At 63.1% G+C, this 18,086-nt stretch carries 15 protein-coding genes; 7 read left to right on the plus strand and 8 right to left on the minus strand.

Annotated elements, in window-relative coordinates:
• A complete protein-coding gene (locus tag FJ443_RS19550; RefSeq protein WP_140494110.1) occupies nucleotides 1-420 on the plus strand; it encodes an MAPEG family protein in 420 nt (139 codons plus the stop codon).
• Nucleotides 421-450: 30 nt separating this feature from the next.
• Here FJ443_RS19550 and rnd read toward each other — a convergent pair whose 3' ends face one another.
• The 3 genes from rnd to FJ443_RS19565 all read right to left on the minus strand — a co-directional run bounded on the left by rnd (nucleotide 451) and on the right by FJ443_RS19565 (nucleotide 4,026).
• On the minus strand, nucleotides 451-1,602 hold the full coding sequence (rnd, locus tag FJ443_RS19555) for a ribonuclease D (RefSeq protein WP_140494108.1): 1,152 nt from the start codon (nucleotides 1,600-1,602) through the stop codon (nucleotides 451-453).
• Nucleotides 1,603-1,677: 75 nt separating this feature from the next.
• Nucleotides 1,678-2,922 carry an MFS transporter gene (locus tag FJ443_RS19560; RefSeq protein ID WP_140494106.1) on the minus strand — a complete coding sequence of 415 codons (1,245 nt, stop codon included), beginning with the start codon at nucleotides 2,920-2,922 and terminating at the stop codon, nucleotides 1,678-1,680.
• A gap of 99 nt (nucleotides 2,923-3,021) precedes the next feature.
• Nucleotides 3,022-4,026: a DMT family transporter gene (locus FJ443_RS19565; protein WP_318012625.1), complete on the minus strand. Its 1,005-nt coding sequence runs from the start codon at nucleotides 4,024-4,026 to the stop codon at nucleotides 3,022-3,024.
• Here FJ443_RS19565 and FJ443_RS19570 point away from each other — a divergent pair.
• The gene (locus tag FJ443_RS19570; protein ID WP_140624643.1) at nucleotides 4,026-4,892 is read left to right on the plus strand and encodes a LysR family transcriptional regulator; all 867 of its coding nucleotides are present in this window, start codon (nucleotides 4,026-4,028) and stop codon (nucleotides 4,890-4,892) included. The two genes, FJ443_RS19565 and FJ443_RS19570, sit on opposite strands and share 1 nt — an antisense overlap.
• 179 nt (nucleotides 4,893-5,071) lie before the next feature.
• On the plus strand, nucleotides 5,072-6,862 hold the full coding sequence (gene aspS / locus FJ443_RS19575) for an aspartate--tRNA ligase (protein ID WP_181175033.1): 1,791 nt from the start codon (nucleotides 5,072-5,074) through the stop codon (nucleotides 6,860-6,862).
• A 123-nt stretch (nucleotides 6,863-6,985) separates the two neighbouring features.
• Here the strand turns inward: aspS and FJ443_RS19580 are convergent, their stop codons facing one another.
• Nucleotides 6,986-8,176, minus strand: coding sequence for a hypothetical protein (locus FJ443_RS19580; protein WP_140557026.1), 1,191 nt, complete (start codon nucleotides 8,174-8,176; stop codon nucleotides 6,986-6,988).
• A 312-nt stretch (nucleotides 8,177-8,488) separates the two neighbouring features.
• On the opposite strand from FJ443_RS19580, the gene parC reads away from it, so the two are divergent.
• Nucleotides 8,489-10,741, plus strand: a complete 2,253-nt coding sequence (gene parC / locus FJ443_RS19585) for a DNA topoisomerase IV subunit A (protein ID WP_140557024.1) — start codon at nucleotides 8,489-8,491, stop codon at nucleotides 10,739-10,741.
• Nucleotides 10,742-10,985: 244 nt separating this feature from the next.
• Nucleotides 10,986-12,185 (plus strand): AI-2E family transporter, encoded by a 1,200-nt coding sequence (locus FJ443_RS19590; protein ID WP_140515657.1) that lies wholly within the window; start codon nucleotides 10,986-10,988, stop codon nucleotides 12,183-12,185.
• Here FJ443_RS19590 and FJ443_RS19595 read toward each other — a convergent pair.
• From FJ443_RS19595 to FJ443_RS19605, 3 genes are all read right to left on the minus strand, one after another.
• A complete protein-coding gene (locus FJ443_RS19595; protein WP_140631524.1) occupies nucleotides 12,173-13,069 on the minus strand; it encodes a DMT family transporter in 897 nt (298 codons plus the stop codon). The two genes, FJ443_RS19590 and FJ443_RS19595, sit on opposite strands and share 13 nt — an antisense overlap.
• Nucleotides 13,070-13,195: 126 nt before the next feature.
• A complete protein-coding gene (locus FJ443_RS19600) occupies nucleotides 13,196-13,960 on the minus strand; it encodes an arginyltransferase (protein WP_140494092.1) in 765 nt (254 codons plus the stop codon).
• A gap of 138 nt (nucleotides 13,961-14,098) precedes the next feature.
• A complete protein-coding gene (locus FJ443_RS19605; protein WP_140521755.1) occupies nucleotides 14,099-14,569 on the minus strand; it encodes an RDD family protein in 471 nt (156 codons plus the stop codon).
• 201 nt (nucleotides 14,570-14,770) lie between these two features.
• On the opposite strand from FJ443_RS19605, the gene sthA reads away from it, so the two are divergent.
• Nucleotides 14,771-16,159 carry a Si-specific NAD(P)(+) transhydrogenase gene (sthA, locus tag FJ443_RS19610; RefSeq protein ID WP_140494088.1) on the plus strand — a complete coding sequence of 463 codons (1,389 nt, stop codon included), beginning with the start codon at nucleotides 14,771-14,773 and terminating at the stop codon, nucleotides 16,157-16,159.
• A 24-nt stretch (nucleotides 16,160-16,183) separates the two neighbouring features.
• Here the strand turns inward: sthA and FJ443_RS19615 are convergent, their stop codons facing one another.
• The gene (locus FJ443_RS19615) at nucleotides 16,184-17,374 is read right to left on the minus strand and encodes a TCR/Tet family MFS transporter (RefSeq protein ID WP_140665423.1); all 1,191 of its coding nucleotides are present in this window, start codon (nucleotides 17,372-17,374) and stop codon (nucleotides 16,184-16,186) included.
• Between the two features lie 80 nt (nucleotides 17,375-17,454).
• Between FJ443_RS19615 and FJ443_RS19620 the strand changes: the two genes are divergently transcribed.
• Entirely contained in the window at nucleotides 17,455-18,075 is a 621-nt protein-coding gene (locus FJ443_RS19620) for a TetR/AcrR family transcriptional regulator C-terminal domain-containing protein (RefSeq protein ID WP_140494084.1), read from the plus strand.
• The last annotated feature ends 11 nt before the right edge of the window (nucleotides 18,076-18,086 follow it).

The raw sequence follows: 18,086 nt of genomic DNA on the forward strand, positions 1-18,086 counted from the left end.
ATGAACCAGACATCGATTTTCTGGCCTGTTCTGGCGCACGTGTTGCTGGTCTACATCGTCTATGGCGCCATGGCCCGGCGCAGGTATGTCGCCATCCAATCGGGCGAAGCCAAAGTCAGCCAGTACAAGGCGCGCTCGACCGAGCCGGCCTCCTGCGTGACAGTTGCCAGCAACCTCAGCAACCAGTTCGAACTGCCGGTGCTTTTCTATGTGCTGTGCCTGATGTTGCACCTGACCAACGGCGTCAACTATCTGACCTTGGCCCTGATGTGGATCTTTGTCGCGACCCGCTATTTTCATGCCTGGGTTCACCTGACCAGCAACAATCTGCTCCTGCGCAGCCGGTCTTTCTCCCTGGGGGCAGTGATTCTTTTGCTGGGCTGGATCTGGCTCGCGCTGCACCTGCTCCGGGTGGTTTGAGCAGTACTCCCCTTCGTTGGGGCGCTCCGCCTACAAATCGAACACCGCTATTTTGCGCTTGTCGAACTTGATGCCGATCTCGCCGCGCACCAGCTTCAGCGCCGCCTCGCCGAAAACGGCGCGGCGCCAGCCCTGCAGCGCCGGCACGTCGGCGGCTTCGCCTTCGGCAGCGATGCGGTCGATGTCGTCGCTGGAAGCCAGGACCTTCGATGCGACGCCTTGCTTTTCGGCCACGATCCTGAGCAGCACCTTCAACAGCTCCGCGGCGGCGCTCGATCCCTCGGGCGGCTGAAAACTCTTTGGCAGCTTCGGCAATTGCTCCTTGGGCAGAGCTAGTGCGGTGTTGACCGCGCCAAGCAGCGCCGCCGCGGTCGAGGAGCGCTCCCAGCCCTTCGGTATCGTGCGCAGCTTGGCCAGCGCGGCCGCGTCGCGCGGCGCCTGCTGCGCCACCTCGTAGATGGCGTCGTCCTTGAGCACGCGGCCGCGGGGTACGTCGCGTTCGCGCGCCTCGCGCTCGCGCCATGCCGCCACGGCCTGCACGATCGCCAGCTCCTGCGGCTTGCGCAGCCGCATCTTCAGCCGCTTCCAGGCATCCTCGGGGTGCGGATCGTAGGTTTCGCGCGAGGTCAGGACGTCCATCTCCTCGTTCAGCCAGTGGGCGCGGTTCTCCCGCTCCAGTTCGGCGCTGAGATGCTGGTAGACCTCGATAAGATGGGTGACGTCGGCAAGCGCATAGTCGAGCTGCTTTTCGGACAGCGGCCGGTGGCGCCAGTCGGTGAAGCGCGAGGACTTGTCGAGCCGCGCGCCGGTGACGCGCTGCACGAGCTGATCGTAGGAAACGCTGTCGCCGAACCCGCAGACCATCGCCGCAACCTGGGTATCGAACACCGGATGGGGAACGAGATCGCCCAGATGGACGATGATTTCGATGTCCTGCCGCGCGGCATGGAAGACTTTGACGACAGATTCATTGGCCATCAGCCTGAAAAACGGCTTCAGGTCGATGTCTGGCGACAGCGGATCGATCAGCGCCGTTATTCCGGGCGCCGCCATCTGGATCAGGCACAGGATCGGCCAGAAGGTCGTTTCCCGGATGAATTCGGTGTCGACGGTGACGAAATCCGATTTTTCGAAAGCGGCGAGAACGGTCTCGAGTTCTTTTTGGGTGGTGATGACGTGCATCAAATCGCTTTTGGCAGGAGTAGGGTCTTCCTAGATTTCAGCCGGGAAGGCTTTCGTCAAGCGTTGGCGCTCGCATCACGGCCCGTCCGGCCCGTCCGGATCGCCGTTTCTTCTCGCCAGCCGGGCGAAAACCGTCGAGGTGCGCAACAGCGCGGTGAAGCGGCTGCGCTTGCCAGCCGGCACGCCCGATCGTGCCCGCATCCGATAGAGGATGACGGCGATGAAGATTGCATAGACCAGCGCGCTGAACACGAACAGCGCGCTTGGGCCAAAATACTGCATCGCCGTCGATGCGGCGAAAGGGCCGCCAATGGCGCCGAAGGAATAAAACAGCATCAAGGCGGCGTTGATCAGAACGAACTCGCCCGCGCCGGCGCGGTCGTTGGAGTGCGCCGCCGACAGCGAGTAGAGCGGCATGGCGAAACAGCCGAAGATGAAGATGATGAGGAAGTTGAGAAACGGGTCGGCTCCCGCCACGAACGCAAGCGCCAGCGCTGCCAGCATGGCGCAGCATGTCGTCGCCAGCAGCACCGAGCGCCGGTCCCAGCGATCGGAGAGATAGCCTAGCGGGTATTGGATGAGTGCGCCGCCGAAGATACCGACGCTGACGAAGGTGACGACATCGGCGACAGACATGCCGATCTGCTCGGCATAGACCGGCGACAGCGTGCGGAACGCGCTGTTGGTGACGCCGACGGCGATGCAGCCGAAACAGCCGAGCGGCGAGATGCGCCAGACCCGCGCCAGGTCGAGCTTGACGTCTTCCGGCGGCGTCGGGTTGGAGCGATCGCCCAGCGATACCGGCACCAGCGACAGCGTGATCATCATCGACATGATGGCGAATATGGCGAAGCCGCCTGCTCCGAAGATCGGGATGAGGAACTGCGCGCCGGTGACCGAGCCGATGTCGACCATGCGGTAGATGGCAAGCACGCGGGCGCGGTCCTTGTTGCTGACCCCGGAGTTGAGCCAGGCCTCCATCACCGTGAACAGGCCGGCGAAGCAGAAACCGCCGGCAAAACGCACCGCGCACCACATCACCGGGTCGATGACCAGAACCAGGAGCAATGTGCCGGCCGAGGCGGCCGCGGCCAGCGCCGAGAAGGTCCTGACATGGCCGACCGCCTTCAGGATGCGGGTGACGGCCAGGCAGCCGAGCAGGAAGCCGGCGAAATAGAACGTGCCCATCAGGCCGATGTCGGAAGCCGAAAAACCTTCCTGCGCGCCGCGCAGCGCGATCAGCGTGCTTTGCAGCCCATTGCCGCCGAGCAGGATGCCTGCGGCGATGAGGAGCGGGATCAGCGGACGGATGGAGGACATTAAGAGGCGATCACATGTCTGTGATCCCTTCTTGAACCATCGCTTCCGTCAATACCAGCGGCAATTCCCCGCGCCAACAGGATGTGTCCGCCTTTCTGTTCAAGGAAGTCGGCGCCTGCCTCCTCGACGTCCCACGGCGAACCGCCCGGCTGCTCCCGACGCGATGGCTATTCCCGCGAGGACAGCGATGAGCCCGACAATTAGGTTTGCATTGATTTGCTCACCGAGAAAGACGGCGCCGAAGATCGATGCCGTCACGGGGTTCACGGCAACTGAAACGGCAACCAGCGTTGGCGGCGCACGTTCAAGCGCGAACGCCCAGAGGAAGAAGATCAGGGCGCCGCAAATTACGGCCAGGTATCCGCTGGCAACCCATTGCGACGCCTCAAGCGCGGCAAGTCGCGTCAGGCCTCCAGTCAAAGTCGACAGCGCCAACAGGCAGGCCGTGCCGACGGCCATGCCAAACGCGGCGAATGATGTCGGCGCGCAGCGGGTGAGAAAAGGTCGCGACCAGACATTGTAGAGCGCCATGCAGAATGCCGCCGCGATCATCAGGAGGTCTCCGCGCCAGGCGCCCTGGGGAGCTGTCGTCAGGCTGCTGCCAAGCGCGACAGCCACTCCGGCCATCGCGACCAGGACGCCGACGATCTTGCGCGTCGTCGGCGGTTCGATCCCTAGAACCGCGCCTGCGAGCATTGTGAGCACAGGCAGCGTCGAAAGCGCCAGAGCTCCTCGCGCCGCCGTCGTGTAGACAAGGGCTCCGTTGAAGAGCACCGGGAATAGGCCGAAGAACAGCAGGCCCAATGCGGCGGCGCCCGGCCAATCGCTTTTCGCAGGCCACTTGTCCCGCCGCAGAAGCGCTACGGCGGCGAGCACTAGAAAACCACCCCCGAACCGGATCGCGCCGATGGTGAGCGGATCCAGCGAACGCGCGAGATAGCGCGTTGCACCGACAGCGGTGCCGCCAAAGGCGCTGGAGAGAATCGCCGCGAGCACGCCTCCAGTTTCCATCGCTTCCCCTCTGCCAGTTCGGAGTCCAGCGGTATCGGGCAAACCGGGTAAAAGGAATCGAATAAATGCAATGAGCTTGATAAGCTTGCGCAATGAGCAGTCGGAGTCTCGATCCGGAATTGTTGCGGACTTTCGTCGTCGTTGCCGAGCGGCTCTCTTTCACGCGAGCCGCCGAGCAGCTCAATCGAACGCAAGCCACCGTCAGCTTGCAGGTGAAGCGCCTTGAAGAGCGCCTCGACATTTCGCTGTTCCGTCGATCGACGGCCCATGTCGAGCTTACGGCCGCCGGCGAGGGGTTTCTGATCGACGCACGCCGCATTCTTGCACTTAACGAGCAGGCGATTGCCCGTGTCTCCAACCAACGGGTAGCGGGACGCATCCGGATAGGCGTCATGGAGGACTACGGCACCAAGATCCTGCCACGCCTCCTCGCCGATATCGCCGTGCGATTTCCGCTCATGCAGGTCGAAATGGAGATCGGCCTCACGGCGCGGCTGCTGAAACGGCTCGGCTCATCATTTGACGCGGTCATCGCCATGCATCCGGAAGGTGTGGCCGAGGGCGATCTGATATGCCGCGAAAGAGCGATATGGGCGGCGGCGAGGACCCACTCTGTCGAAGAACTCGATCCGCTGCCCGTCGCGTTGTCGGACCCTGATTGCTTGTTTCGCGCATGGGCGACTGACGCGCTCGACAGAGCGGGCCGGCCGTGGCGACTGGCCTATGTCAGCCCGAGCCTTGCCGCGACGGAGGCGATCGTCGAGCAGGGCCTTGCGGTTACCGTGGTCAAGGGCAGCATGCTCGCGCCCGGCCTGCGCGATGTCCATCCTGGCCCTTATGTGCCGCCGCTGCCCGGGGCGGAGATCCGCCTTCATCGGGCCACAACGTCTTCCGCAAGCGCCGCATTGGTCGTCGATCACCTCGCGCATCGCCTGCGGTTGTCAAGCCTTGGTTCATAGGGCGACCTGCGCGCCGGCGAATGCTCCGAAAGAACCCGTCAACCCGGGTTCGTTGCCCTGGCCCTCCGCCCACTCGCCTTGACAAACCGGGCCTCCCATGCGCTTTTCGCGCAAATTTTTCAGGCCGGGCCGCGATGCTTCGGCCGGCAACCCAACATCCCGGACTTTTGCCCATGACAATGCACCGTTACCGCAGCCATACCTGTGCCCAGTTGAGAAAGAGCGACGTCGGCGCTTCCGTTCGCCTGTCGGGCTGGGTGCATCGCGTGCGCGACCATGGCGGCCTGCTGTTCATCGACCTGCGCGACCACTATGGCCTGACCCAAATCGTCGCCGATCCCGATTCGCCGGCCTTCAAGATCGCCGAAACAGTGCGCGGCGAATGGGTGATCCGCGTCGACGGCGAGGTCAAGGTGCGCCTGCCTGAAACCACCAATGCCAACCTGCCGACCGGCGAGATCGAGATTTTCGCGCGCGAGATCGAAGTGCTTTCGGCGGCCAAGGAATTGCCGCTGCCGGTCTTCGGCGAGCCGGACTATCCCGAGGACATCAGGCTGAAATACCGCTTCCTCGACCTGCGCCGCGAGACGCTGCACAGGAACATCGTGGCGCGCACGAAGATCATCGCCGAGATGCGCAAGCGCATGGGCGAGGTCGGCTTCACCGAATTCTCGACGCCGATCCTCACCGCATCGTCGCCCGAAGGCGCGCGCGACTTCCTGGTGCCGTCGCGCATTCACCCCGGCACTTTCTATGCGCTGCCGCAGGCGCCGCAGCAATACAAGCAGCTGATCATGGTCTCGGGTTTCGATCGTTATTTCCAGATCGCGCCCTGCTTCCGCGACGAGGATCCGCGCGCCGACCGCCTGCCCGGCGAATTCTACCAGCTCGACCTCGAAATGAGCTTTGTCGAGCAGGATGACGTGCTTTCCACCATGGCGCCGGTGATGACATCGGTCTTCGAGGCCTTTGCCAACGGCAAGCCCGTCACGAAGGACTGGCCGCGCATTCCCTATGATGTTGCGATGCGCAAATACGGTACCGACAAGCCGGATCTGCGCAACCCGATCGAGATGCAGGCGGTCTCTGACCATTTTCGTGATTCCGGCTTCAAGGTCTTCGCCAACATCCTGGCCAACGATCCCAAGGCCGAGGTCTGGGCCATTCCGGCCAAGACCGGGGGCAGCCGTGCCTTCTGCGACCGCATGAACAGCTGGGCGCAAGGCGAGGGGCAGCCCGGATTGGGCTACATCTTCTGGCGCAAGGAAGGCGAGAAACTCGAAGGCGCGGGTCCGCTTGCCAAGAACATCGGCGAGGAGCGCACCGAGGCGATCCGCCTTCAGCTGGGCCTTGCCGATGGCGATGCCGCCTTCTTCGTCGCCGGCGATCCCAAGAAATTCGTCTCCTTCGCGGGTGCTGCGCGCACCCGCGCCGGCGAGGAACTGAACCTGGTCGACCGCGACCGTTTCGAGCTGTGCTGGATCGTCGACTTTCCGTTCTTCGAGTGGAACGAGGACGAGAAGAAGATCGATTTCGCCCACAATCCGTTTTCGATGCCGCAGGGCGGCATCGACGCCCTCAACAACCAGGAGCCGCTCGGCATCAAGGCATTCCAGTACGACGCCGTGTGCAACGGCTTCGAGATTGCCTCGGGCGGCATCCGCAACCATTTGCCCGAAACCATGGTCAGGGCCTTCGAGATGGTCGGACTGGATCGCCAGACCGTCGAGGAGCGCTTTGGCGGCCTTTACCGTGCGTTTCAGTACGGCGCCCCGCCGCACGGCGGAGCGGCATTCGGCATCGACCGCGTCGTGATGTTGCTGGTGGGCGCCAAGAACCTGCGCGAGATCACCATGTTCCCGATGAACCAGCAGGCTTACGACCTGTTGATGAATGCGCCGTCGGAAGCCACGCCGCAGCAGCTTCGCGACTTGTCGCTGCGTGTCGCACCGATCAAGAAAGAGGCATGATGGCGCTCCGGACGGCGCTTTAAAGAAGCCTCCGAAGTGACTCGTTCGATTGAGAATCGCAGGCAAAAGCCCGGCATCGCTGCCGGGCTTTTCGTATCTTGAAGCAAGTCGAGGTCGCTTCGATCAGTCTTCGTTGGCCTTGACGGTGACGCCGAGCGTCTTCGGCAGGTCGGTCGGATTGGACATGGCGCCCGCCATGATCAGTGCGAACGGCACCGACGCCGGCGGCTTAGCCGAGATTTCGAGGCTCTTCGGATCGTCGAGATATTTGCCGACCGCCGCCGTTACCTGCGCCGTCAGCTCGGGATTGTTGAGCTGCGCCATGCCGAACGGCACGATCGCCTTGGCCTGGTTGGCGATATCCTTGCCCGACATGCCTTGCTGCTTGCCGACATAGTCCAGCACCTTGCCCGTCAGCGAATCGTCGTCGAAACGGATCGAGGCGCTGTTGAAGGAAAGCTGCTGCAACAGGCCGAGCATGGCCATGCCTTGCGCCGAGTTGTCGGCCCCTTCGGGCTGCGCGGCCATCTTCTTCTGCATTTCCTGCAGCGACTTGATGAAGTCGAGCGTGTAGCCGCCGAGATCGAAGGTCATGCCGAGCGTGCCGGCATTCTCGACCGAAATGTTGTATTTCGACAGCTCCATCTTGCCGTCAGTGGGCTGCCAGGTGCCGGCCATCTCGAAATTGCCCGCAATGTTCTGGTAGCCGAGTGCGTTGATGACTTCCTTCGACTTGGGATCCTCGACCAGCGTCAGGTCGGCATTGAACTTCTCGGTGGTGCCGGTGAATTTCATCGCTTGGCCGTCGGCCGGCGGCGTGATTTCGATGGCAAGCCCGTCCATCGAGAAAGCGGTCTTGTCGGCGATCTTGACCCTCATGTTCGAGAGTTCGGCGGACTTGTACATCATCAGCGAGCCCAGCGGGCCGCTGGCGCCGCTGGCCGGAACCATCATGTCGTGGATGACGAGGGGGCTTAAATTGAGGGTGACGCCGTCCTTGCTATGTTCGAATGCCGAGGTCGACACGGTTGCGATATCATAGCCGCCATTGGCTTCGGTCACGCCTTCGAGTTTGACGTCGCCGATCGCAAGGGCTTCTTTTTCCGCGCCCGGTTTGATGGATACGCCCTGCAACACCATGCTGGCGTTGTCGCCGGTCACGCCGGTCCAGGAGATGTTGACGCCCTGCGCGGCAAGTGCCGCCTTCAGCCGGTCGGCGACCGCGGTGTCCTGGGCGAGCGCCGCGTTCAGCGGCAATGTGAGCAAGAAGGTCGAAAAGGCGAATTTCCTGAGAGTCGAGCGTTTGATTGTCATCGCGAATGCCCCTGCGAGTGTCCTGAAAATTATTTTTCAATTTTTGGCGCCATCACCCTTCAGTGACGAACTGGACGGGAAAAAGGCGCATCCCGCCACAATGGTCAAAAATCGCGACGAAAGGCAAACTCGATCCGAACATGCTGGAGACCGGGCCGCCGAGCGTCGTCGCGCTTCGCAATAGAGACGGCATGTAACGGATTGATGTTGGCTGGCGGGCTTGCCTGCGACTTCGTGTTGCAGGGCAGGGCATGCACCCACTTCAAGGCTTGCCCTCTTGCCGCGAATCACCCGCTCGGCTAGTTCCAGCCCATGGGAAAAAGGCTTTTGCCGCCTGACAATGGTGGCGGCGATCACATCGAACCGGTCGATCTGAAGAAGGCGCTCGAAGAGCGCTATCTTGCCTATGCGCTGTCGACCATCATGCACCGGGCGCTGCCCGATGTCCGCGACGGGCTGAAGCCGGTCCATCGCCGCATCATGCACGCCATGCGCCTGCTGCGCCTGAACCCCGACCAGGGCTTCGCCAAATGCGCTCGTATCGTCGGCGAGGTGATGGGCAAGTTCCACCCGCATGGCGACCAGTCGATCTACGATGCGCTGGTGCGGCTGGCGCAGGATTTCTCGATGCGCTACCCCTTGGTCGACGGCCAGGGCAATTTCGGCAACATTGACGGCGATAACGCCGCCGCCATGCGCTACACCGAAGCGCGCATGACCGATGTGGCGACCGAGCTGCTCGCGGGCATCACCGAGGATGCCGTCGACTACCGGCCGACCTACAATGAGGAGGACGAGGAGCCGGTGGTGCTCCCGGGCGCCTTCCCCAATCTGCTGGCCAATGGCTCGTCCGGCATCGCTGTCGGCATGGCGACATCGATCCCGCCGCACAACGCGGCCGAACTTTGCGACGCCGCCCTTCACCTGATCGAGCATCGGGACGCGCCGGTGGCCAAGCTGATGGATTTCGTCCAGGGCCCGGATTTCCCGACCGGCGGCATCATCGTCGATAGCCGAGCCTCCATCCTCGAATCCTATGAAACCGGCCGTGGCGGCTTTCGCGTGCGGGCAAAATGGAGCCAGGAAGACCAGGGCAGGGGCACCTGGAGCATCGTCGTCACCGAAATCCCCTATGGCGTGCAGAAGGCGCGCCTGATCGAAAAGATCGCCGAGCTCCTGATGGCGCGCAAATTGCCGCTGCTCGAGGACATCAGGGACGAGAGCGCCGAGGACATCCGCGTCGTGCTGGTGCCCAAGAGCCGTTCCGTCGATCCCGGCATCCTGATGGAATCGCTGTTCAAGCTCACCGAGCTTGAAAGCCGTTTCCCGCTCAACATGAACGTGCTGTCGCGCGGCAAGGTGCCCAATGTCCTGTCGCTGAAGGGCGTGCTGCAGGAATGGCTCGAGCATCGCCGCGACGTGCTGATCCGCCGCTCGAAACATCGCCTCGGCGAGATCGAAAGACGGCTGGAGATCCTTGCCGGCTACCTGATCGCCTATCTCAATATCGACGAGGTGATCAAGATCATCCGCGAGGAGGATGAGCCCAAGCAGGTCATGATGGCCCGCTGGTCGCTCACCGACACCCAGGCCGAAGCCATTCTCAACATGCGCCTGCGCGCCCTGCGCAAGCTGGAAGAATTCGAGATCCGCAAGGAATTCGACGGCCTCACTGCCGAAAAGAAGCAGATCGAGGCGCTGCTTGCGTCCGAAGCCAAGCAATGGGGGACGATCAAGTGGGAGGTTGCGAGCCTGCGGGACAAATTCGGCCCCGAGACCGAGCTCGGTAAGCGCCGCACCCAGTTCGCCGACGCGCCCGAGCATGACCTGACCGACATCGCACATGCCATGATCGAGCGCGAGCCGGTCACCGTGGTGGTTTCGGAAAAGGGCTGGCTGCGGGCGATGAAGGGTCATCTGACCGATCATTCGCAGCTTGCGTTCAAGGAAGGCGACAGCCTGAAACTCGCCTTCCATGCGCAGACGACCGACAAGATCCTGGTGTTCACCACCGGCGGCAAATTTTACACCATCGGCGCCGATCGGCTGCCGGGCGGGCGCGGCCATGGCGAGCCGATCCGCATCATCGTCGACATGGACAATGACCAGGACATCGTCACCGCCTTCGTCCACGATCCGAAGCGCAAGCTGCTGCTGGTCTCGCATGACGCCAACGGTTTCATCGTGCCGGAGGAAGAGGTCGTCGCCAACACCCGCAAGGGCAAGCAGGTGATGAACGTCAAGGCGCCCGACGAAGCCAAGCGCTGCGTGCCGGTCGGCGGCGATCATCTGGCTATCGTCGGCGAGAACCGAAAGATGCTGGTGTTTCCGCTGTCCGACATTCCGGAAATGAGCCGCGGCAAGGGGGTGCGGCTGCAGAAATACAAGGATGGCGGGCTTCTTGATCTCAAGCCATTTACGCTGGAGACCGGTCTTTCCTGGCAGGATTCGGCCGACCGCACCTTTACAAGGTCGCGCGAGGAATTGGCCGAATGGATCGGCGCCCGCGCGTCGGCTGGCCGCATGGTGCCGAAGGGTTTCCCGAGGACCGGGAAATTTGGGTAATCTCCCCCCTCGAGGGGGAGATGCCGCCGAAGGCGACAGAGGGGGTCGGTTCGACTGGACGCAACCTCATTGCTTTGAACAAAGAATGCTAGCGCCTTACGCGCGGCTACCCCCTCTGGCCTGCCGGCCATCTCCCCCTCGAGGGGGGAGATCCGCAGCTTCACCATCACCTTTTGAACTATCGTCACGATTGCTGCACTATATCAGAGCATAAGCCGCGGGATGGCCGGGGAGAGACGAGCGTTTGAAGGAAGCGAAAATCCAGAAACCGGGGCAGCGCCTGTTCGGTCTGTCGACGCCGCTCAGAGCCGCCGTCATCCCACCGCTCTCGGCGGCGCGCTGGCTGCTGGTGCTGATCGTTGCCGCCGGCGTCTATTTCTTCCACGGCTTCTTGTTCCCGGTGCTGGCCGCGCTGGTCATCGCCTTCGCAAGCTGGCCGCTTTACCGGCGGCTTTTGGCCGGTGTCGGCGGCAACCGCACCATCGCCGCCACCTTCGCCATATTGTTCATCCTTGCCTTCCTGGTCATACCGATCGCGCTCGCGGGCACCTACGCCATCAACGAGGTGCGCGAATGGGTCGGCTGGGCGATCGAGACCAACCGGCACGGCGCCCCGACACCGCACTGGATCGCCACGCTGCCTATCGTAGGAGAATGGCTGAACCAGCAATGGACGACCAATCTCGGCCATCCCGGCGGCATCGGCGAACTGATCCAACTGGTCAGCGGCGCCAATATCGGCAGCATCTATCGCGGCGTCCTTGCCGCTGGCGGCAGCGCCTTCGGCCTGCTTTTGACGCTTTTGTTCATGATGATCGCGCTGTTCTTCGCCTATCGCGACGGCGAGCATTTCGCGGGCCAGGTCGATCGCCTGGGCGAGCGCATCCTGCCGACGAGGTGGGAGCGCATCTCGCGGGTCGTGCCGGCGACCATTTCCTCGACCGTGACCGGCATGACCGTCATCGCCATCGGCGAGGGATTGGTGCTCGGCATCGCCTACTGGCTGGCCGGCGTGCCGTCGCCCGTGACGCTTGGCGCGCTCACCGGGGTCATGGCGCTGATTCCCGGCGGGGCACCGCTGTCCTTCACGCTGGTTTCGATCTATCTCGCTGCCAGCGGCTCACCGGTGGCCGGCCTGGCTTTGTTCATCTGGGGGACGGTCGAACTGTTCATCGTCGACAAGACCTTGCGACCGAAGCTCGTCGGCGGGCCGATAAAACTGCCCTTCCTGCCGACCTTTTTCGGCCTGATCGGCGGCGTCAAGACGATGGGCTTTCTCGGCCTGTTCATCGGCCCGGTGCTGATGGCACTGCTGGTGGCGATCTGGCGCGAATGGCTGCGCGAGGTGGAAATGATGGACGAGATGCCTGCTTCCCCTGAACAGGAAGGCTCGCCGTCGCTGATCGAGATCGACGGCGAGGCGAAGAAGATTCAGGCCGGATGACGCACCGCAAGGGCGGCGCGGCGCCTGCGTCCGTCATGCAACTGCCACACCGAATGGACCACCAATGTGACGATCAGGATCGCGCCGCCGATCAGGCTGTTGCGTGACGGCGTTTCGGAAAAGATCAGCCATACCCACACCGGTGCCAGCACGGTCTCCAGAAGGTAGAACATCGCCACTTCCGGTCCGGAGATGTATTTGGGGCCGGCCGCCAGGCAGAAGAACGAAATCGGCATGATCACGGCGCCATTAAAGATGATCCACCAGGGCGCGCTCACATGGATGTCTTCACCTGACACCATGAAGGCCGCCAGCACGAGCGACGGAACCACCCCGACGAGCGCCGTGAAGCCCATGTCCTTGCCGCTGGCCCGCGAAATGGTGATGGCCACGGAAATGAAGAAGGCCGAACACAGCGCCATGAAATTGCCGAACAGGTGTCCGGTGCCGACAGATCCGCCGACGATTACCAGCACGCCGAGGATCATGACCAGCATCGCCGCGAGCGTCACCGCCCGCGGCTTTTCCTGGAGAAACAACCAGGACAAGAGCGCGGCGAACACTGTGTTGAAGGCCAGGATGAACACCAGGTCGGCGGTCGAGGTGTAGAAGACGGCGGTGACGAAGGTGATCGAGGTCAGCCCGTAGCATATCGCGGCCGCCAGTCCCGACCAGCCTGGAATGAGCTGAGGCGCGTTTCGGCTGAGCGCCCGCCAGACAGCCCAGATGATCATTGCGGCGATGAAGGTGGCGGCCCCGCGCAAGAGCAGGATCGTCCATGCGCCGCCATCGGCGAGGCGGATCAGCGGAATGTCGAGGGTCAGCGTCAGGCCGCCAATGGCGGTTATCAGAAGGCCCTTCTGGTGGTCGCTGTGGGACGTCATTTGCAAACTTTCGTAATGAAATACAGATGGGACAGCCGATCGGCGCAATGACGCACTCTCCCGCCAAGCGGCTGAAAGACCAGCATCCCCTGCGTTGAAACAGTTAAACGTGGATCTTGGAAAAACTCAGCGTGAGACCGCTTCGTTGGTGTAGCGCTCCCAGCCCTTCGGGCCGAGATGCTCCTGCGGCATGAAGCGCATCTTATAATTCATCTTGCGCGAGCCGTTGACCCAGTATCCCAGGTAGACATGGGGCAGCCCCATCGCCCTGGCGCGAGCGATGTGATCGAGGATCATGAACGTGCCGAGAGACCGCTCCTCGAAGTCGGGATTGAAGTAGGAATACACCATCGACAGGCCGTCGGCCATCTTGTCGGTGAGCGCCACCGCGATCAGCTCGCCCTGTCCCTTGCCGGTGATGAAAGTATCGGGCCCGCGCCGGCGATATTCGATGACCTTGGTGTCGACATGGGTGTCCTCGACCATCATGGCGTAGTCCAGAACCGTCATGTCCGACATGCCGCCGCGGCGGTGGCGGGCATCGAGATAGCTGCGGAACAGCGAATATTGTTCGGTCGAGGGCTCGGCATTGTGCATGGCGCCGACGAGATCGGAATTGTGCTGCAGCACGCGCTTCATGTTGCGGCTGGCGACGAATTCCTGCGCCAGGATGCGCACGGAGACGCAGGCGCGGCAGGTTTCGCAGGCCGGCCTGTAGGCGATGTTCTGGGAGCGGCGGAACCCGCCTTGGGTCAGGAGATCATTCATCTCTGACGCCTTGTCGCCGACCAGATGCGTGAACACCTTGCGCTCGAACTGGCCGTCGAGATAGGGGCACGGCGACGGCGCGGTCAGGAAGAACTGCGGCGACTGGGTCGGGTGCTGCGTCATCGAGTCTCGGAAACACTCCTTCGAATCGCTCTACCTTTGGCGCGGAAAGCGAAAAATTCAACAGGATTGTGAAGGCGTGGCCATGCGGACGCCTTCACATTTGTGCCGACGCCGCGGCGATGCTTGCGAAAATGCGCCTCAGCGGCCGGTGCGGCTGACCACCGTGCCGAGCAGCAGGTCGTGCAGCGTGCGCTTGCGATCGGAAAACAGCGTCACCAGCAGCACCAGCGGCGACAGGATGACGTTGCCGGCCCAGAACAGCACCGAATGGACCACTGCCGTGAGCCCGTCGATCGGCCTGCCGTCGAGCCGATCGAGCCGGATGCCCATCATCTTCATGCCCGTGGTCGCCTGGTTGGCGCTGCCAAGCGTGTTCCAGATGTAGAGAATCGCGACGGCCGGGACCAGGACGCCGAACAGCATCCAGCCAAGGCCGAGGGTCAAAAGCCCGAGGAAGAACACTAATATGGCGACAGGGATGATGAGCAGCGCGACAATGACATAGTCGATCATGACCGCCAGGACACGCCGCGTGCGTACGCCTTCATAGGCCCTCACGTCGTCGAGCCTGGTATTGATGATTTCACCGTCGAGAACGCGAGCGTTCATGTAATTTCCTCGTAACAGGGGCCTGCTTAGCCTGCGCCCCACCTGCTGGGAAAATGGTAAAGGCTGATGGCGGAATCAAGATTGAGCCTTTCCCGGTGCGCAAGGCGGGGGAAGCGGCCGGCGGGCCGGTTGAATTCGCGCCTGACATGGCGTTAGCTTGTTGCGGCGCACCAAAAGCGCCAAGGGGCAGGGACGGGCAGGATGGATTACGACATGCTGGTCATTGGCAGCGGCCCTTCCGGCCGTCGTGCCGCTGTACAATCGGCCAAACTCGGCAAATCGGTACTGGTCGTCGACAGGGGGCGGCGCCTGGGCGGCGTTTCCGTGCACACGGGCACCATTCCGTCGAAGACGCTGCGCGAAACCGTGCTCAATCTCTCGGGCTGGCGTGAGCGCGGCTTCTATGGGCGCGGCTATCGGGTTAAGCAGGACATCTCGGTCGGAGACTTGGTCGAGCGCCTGCACAAGACGCTCGACCACGAGGTCGAGGTGCTGCAGCACCAGTTCATGCGCAACACGGTCAAGAGCTCCCGCGCCGCGGTGAAATTTCTCGGGCCCAACAGGGTCAGCCTGACATCGGACAATGGCGACTACAGCGAGGTCGGCTTCGCCAATGCGCTGATCGCCGTCGGCACCAGGCCGCACCGGCCGGGCGACGTGCCGTTCGACAAGAGCCGCGTGTTCGACAGTGACGAAATGCTCGAGCTCGACCGCTTGCCGCGCACGCTGACGGTCATCGGCGCCGGGGTCATCGGCGTCGAATACGCGACGATCTTTTCGGCACTCGACGTGCCGGTGACGCTGGTCGAGCCGCGCAACACGATCCTCGATTTCGTCGACCGCGAGATCGTCGACGACTTCATCCACCAGATGCGCGACCGCGGCATGACCATCCGGCTGGGAAGCGCCGTGAAGGAGATTGCCTCCAGGCCCGACCATGCAGAGGTCACGCTGGCCGACGGGCGCACCATACGTTCCGAGATCGTGCTCTACGCCGCGGGCCGCACCGGCAATGTCGGTAGCCTCGGCCTCGATGCGGTCGGCATCGAGGCTGACTCCAGGGGACGCATCAAGGTCGATCCGCACACCTTCCAGACCAGCGTGCCCAACATTTACGCCGCCGGCGACGTGATCGGCTTTCCGAGCCTGGCCTCCACCTCGATGGAGCAGGGCCGGGTAGCCGCGTGCCATGCTTTCGGCGTGACATTGCCGCCGCCGCCGGAAACCTTTCCTTATGGCATTTACGCGGTGCCCGAGATCTCCACCGTCGGCCAATCCGAGGAACAGGTGCGCGAGAGCGGCGCCGCCTACGAGGTTGGCGTGGCCCGTTTCCGCGAGACCTCGCGGGGCCACATCATGGGCGTCAACACCGGCTTCCTGAAGCTTCTGTTCTCGATCGAGACACGCCGCTTGCTCGGCGCGCATATCGTCGGCGAGGGCGCCACCGAACTGATTCACATCGGCCAGGCGGTGATCAATCTGGGTGGCACGGTCGACTTCTTTGTCAACAATACATTCAACTATCCCACGCTGGCCGAGGCCTATAAGATCGCCGGGCTGGACGCCTGGAACAGGATGGGGCAGGGATAACCCTGTCGCCGGCCACTATTATCCTCACTCCGCCGCCTCCCGTTTGGCCGTGGGCGATCCGGTTGCGAGCAGCAGGGGCAGGCAGAGGACATAGAGCGTCGCGCCCGCGACCCACACCATGCCTGGGAAGACCATTCGAGTGCGAAAATAGAGCATGGCGATGACGAGTGGTCCGAGCACCGAGACCAGGCTCGTCATGCTGGTGAGCACACCTTGCAATCGCCCCTGGTGATCTGCCGCGACACGTGACGTCAGCAACGATTGCAGCGCCGGGGCTCCGATGCCGCCGAGACAGAAAAGCGGCAACAGCGCGAACGCCATCCAGCCTTGCCAGGCCAGCGCGATCGACACATAGGCCGTGCTGTCGGCAAGGATGGCGACCATGAGCGCTCGCCTTTCGCCCCAGCGCTCGGCGATCGGTCCGGCGACGAAACACTGGGCTCCGGCATGGAAGAGGCCGAACAATGCCAGCGAGATGCCCACAGTGAAAAGGCTCCAGCGGAATTTGTCCTGCACGTAGAGAACCCAGACGGTGCCGCCGACTTCGCCGACAAGGCCGAGCACGGCAAAGGCGCCGAGCAGCGGCAGGAGGGCCGGAAAAGTCAGGGCCCAACGCAGCGGCGCCAGCGGGTTGAACGACAGCGGCTCGCCTGTGCCGCCGACCCGCTCCGGCTCCGGCAGCAGAAGGAAGGCCAGCACCAGATTGATGCCGGTGAACCCTGTCGCCGCCAGGAACGGCGCGCGCAGCCAGACATCGCCGAGCAGGCCGCCGAGCGCCGGACCGGCGATGAACCCGACGCCAAAAGCGGCGCTCAGATGGCCGAAGGCGCGGGCGCGCCGCTCTTCGCTGCTGATGTCGACCATATAGGCGGAGGCCACCGCCATGCTGGCGCCCGTTAGGCCGGCGATCAGTCGGCCGACGAACAGCAGCGGCAGCGACGGCGCGAAGGTCATGAACAGATAATCCAGCATCGACCCGGCAAGCGACAGAAGCAGCACCGGCCGGCGGCCGTAGCGGTCGGACAACGCGCCGAGCAGGGGCGAAAACAGCACCTGCATTGCGGCATAGGCGGCGAGGAACGCGCCGAAAATCCAGCCAATGTCCTCGACATGGCCAACCTCGCGCAACAGCCCCGGCAGCACCGGCATGATCAGCCCGATGCCGGCCGCGTCCAGCGCCATTGCCGTCAGCACGACGAGATAGGCCCTTTTCATCGAGATGCTTCTTTCCTAAAGTTTATCGGTGATAAGGTAGCGTTTATCACCGATAAATTGGCTGGGCAAGCGAGGTGCATATGAAGCTGGACAAGGCGCTGATCGTGGCGCAGGCGCTCGAGCTGTTGAACGACGTCGGCATCGATGCGCTCTCGACCCGGCTGCTGGCGCAGCGGCTCAAGGTCCAGCAGCCGGCACTCTACTGGCATTTCAGGAACAAGCGCGCCCTGCTCGACGCAATGAACGAGGAGATCCTGCGGCGCGGCCATGGACATCAGGTACCGCTGCCGGGCGAGAGCTGGCAGGAATTCGTACGCAACAACGCCCGCAGCTTCCGCGGCGCCTTGATGGCCTATCGCGACGGTGCGCGCGTCCATGCCGGTACCGAGGCCGATCCGGGCGATCTCGAACATGTCGAACGGTTGCTCACTTTTCTGCGCGAGGCCGGCATGCCTTCCGTCATGGCCATGCGGTTGCTGATGATCGTCGGGCGCTACACGGTGGGCTGCGTCCTCGAGGAACAGGCAGAATATCCGGCCGGCCCGGGTCGAGGTGCAGCGCTCGATGCCAAGGCAAGCGGTTACCCGCTGCTCAGCCAGGCCCTGGCCGATTATCGTGCGGGCGGTCACGAGGCGCTGTTCGAAAGCGGCCTCGACTTGCTGATTGCCGGGGCGCAGGCCGGCATCGCTGAAGGAGGCTGAGCGCGGCGATC

Source organism: Mesorhizobium sp. B2-6-1 (assembly GCF_006440475.1).
GTDB lineage: Bacteria > Pseudomonadota > Alphaproteobacteria > Rhizobiales > Rhizobiaceae > Mesorhizobium.

Excerpts from the sequence above, each read along its gene's own strand:
- FJ443_RS19550 (WP_140494110.1), top strand. The coding sequence starts at position 1 with ATGAACCAGACATCGATTTTCTGGCCTGTTCTGGCGCACGTGTTGCTG.
- FJ443_RS19570 (WP_140624643.1), top strand. The coding sequence starts at position 4,026 with ATGAGCAGTCGGAGTCTCGATCCGGAATTGTTGCGGACTTTCGTCGTC.
- aspS (WP_181175033.1), top strand. The coding sequence starts at position 5,072 with ATGCACCGTTACCGCAGCCATACCTGTGCCCAGTTGAGAAAGAGCGAC.
- FJ443_RS19595 (WP_140631524.1), bottom strand. The coding sequence starts at position 13,069 with ATGACGTCCCACAGCGACCACCAGAAGGGCCTTCTGATAACCGCCATT.
- sthA (WP_140494088.1), top strand. The coding sequence starts at position 14,771 with ATGGATTACGACATGCTGGTCATTGGCAGCGGCCCTTCCGGCCGTCGT.
- FJ443_RS19560 (WP_140494106.1), bottom strand. The coding sequence starts at position 2,922 with ATGTCCTCCATCCGTCCGCTGATCCCGCTCCTCATCGCCGCAGGCATC.
- FJ443_RS19605 (WP_140521755.1), bottom strand. The coding sequence starts at position 14,569 with ATGAACGCTCGCGTTCTCGACGGTGAAATCATCAATACCAGGCTCGAC.
- FJ443_RS19620 (WP_140494084.1), top strand. The coding sequence starts at position 17,455 with ATGAAGCTGGACAAGGCGCTGATCGTGGCGCAGGCGCTCGAGCTGTTG.
- FJ443_RS19615 (WP_140665423.1), bottom strand. The coding sequence starts at position 17,374 with ATGAAAAGGGCCTATCTCGTCGTGCTGACGGCAATGGCGCTGGACGCG.
- parC (WP_140557024.1), top strand. The coding sequence starts at position 8,489 with ATGGGAAAAAGGCTTTTGCCGCCTGACAATGGTGGCGGCGATCACATC.
- FJ443_RS19600 (WP_140494092.1), bottom strand. The coding sequence starts at position 13,960 with ATGACGCAGCACCCGACCCAGTCGCCGCAGTTCTTCCTGACCGCGCCG.
- FJ443_RS19580 (WP_140557026.1), bottom strand. The coding sequence starts at position 8,176 with ATGACAATCAAACGCTCGACTCTCAGGAAATTCGCCTTTTCGACCTTC.
- rnd (WP_140494108.1), bottom strand. The coding sequence starts at position 1,602 with ATGCACGTCATCACCACCCAAAAAGAACTCGAGACCGTTCTCGCCGCT.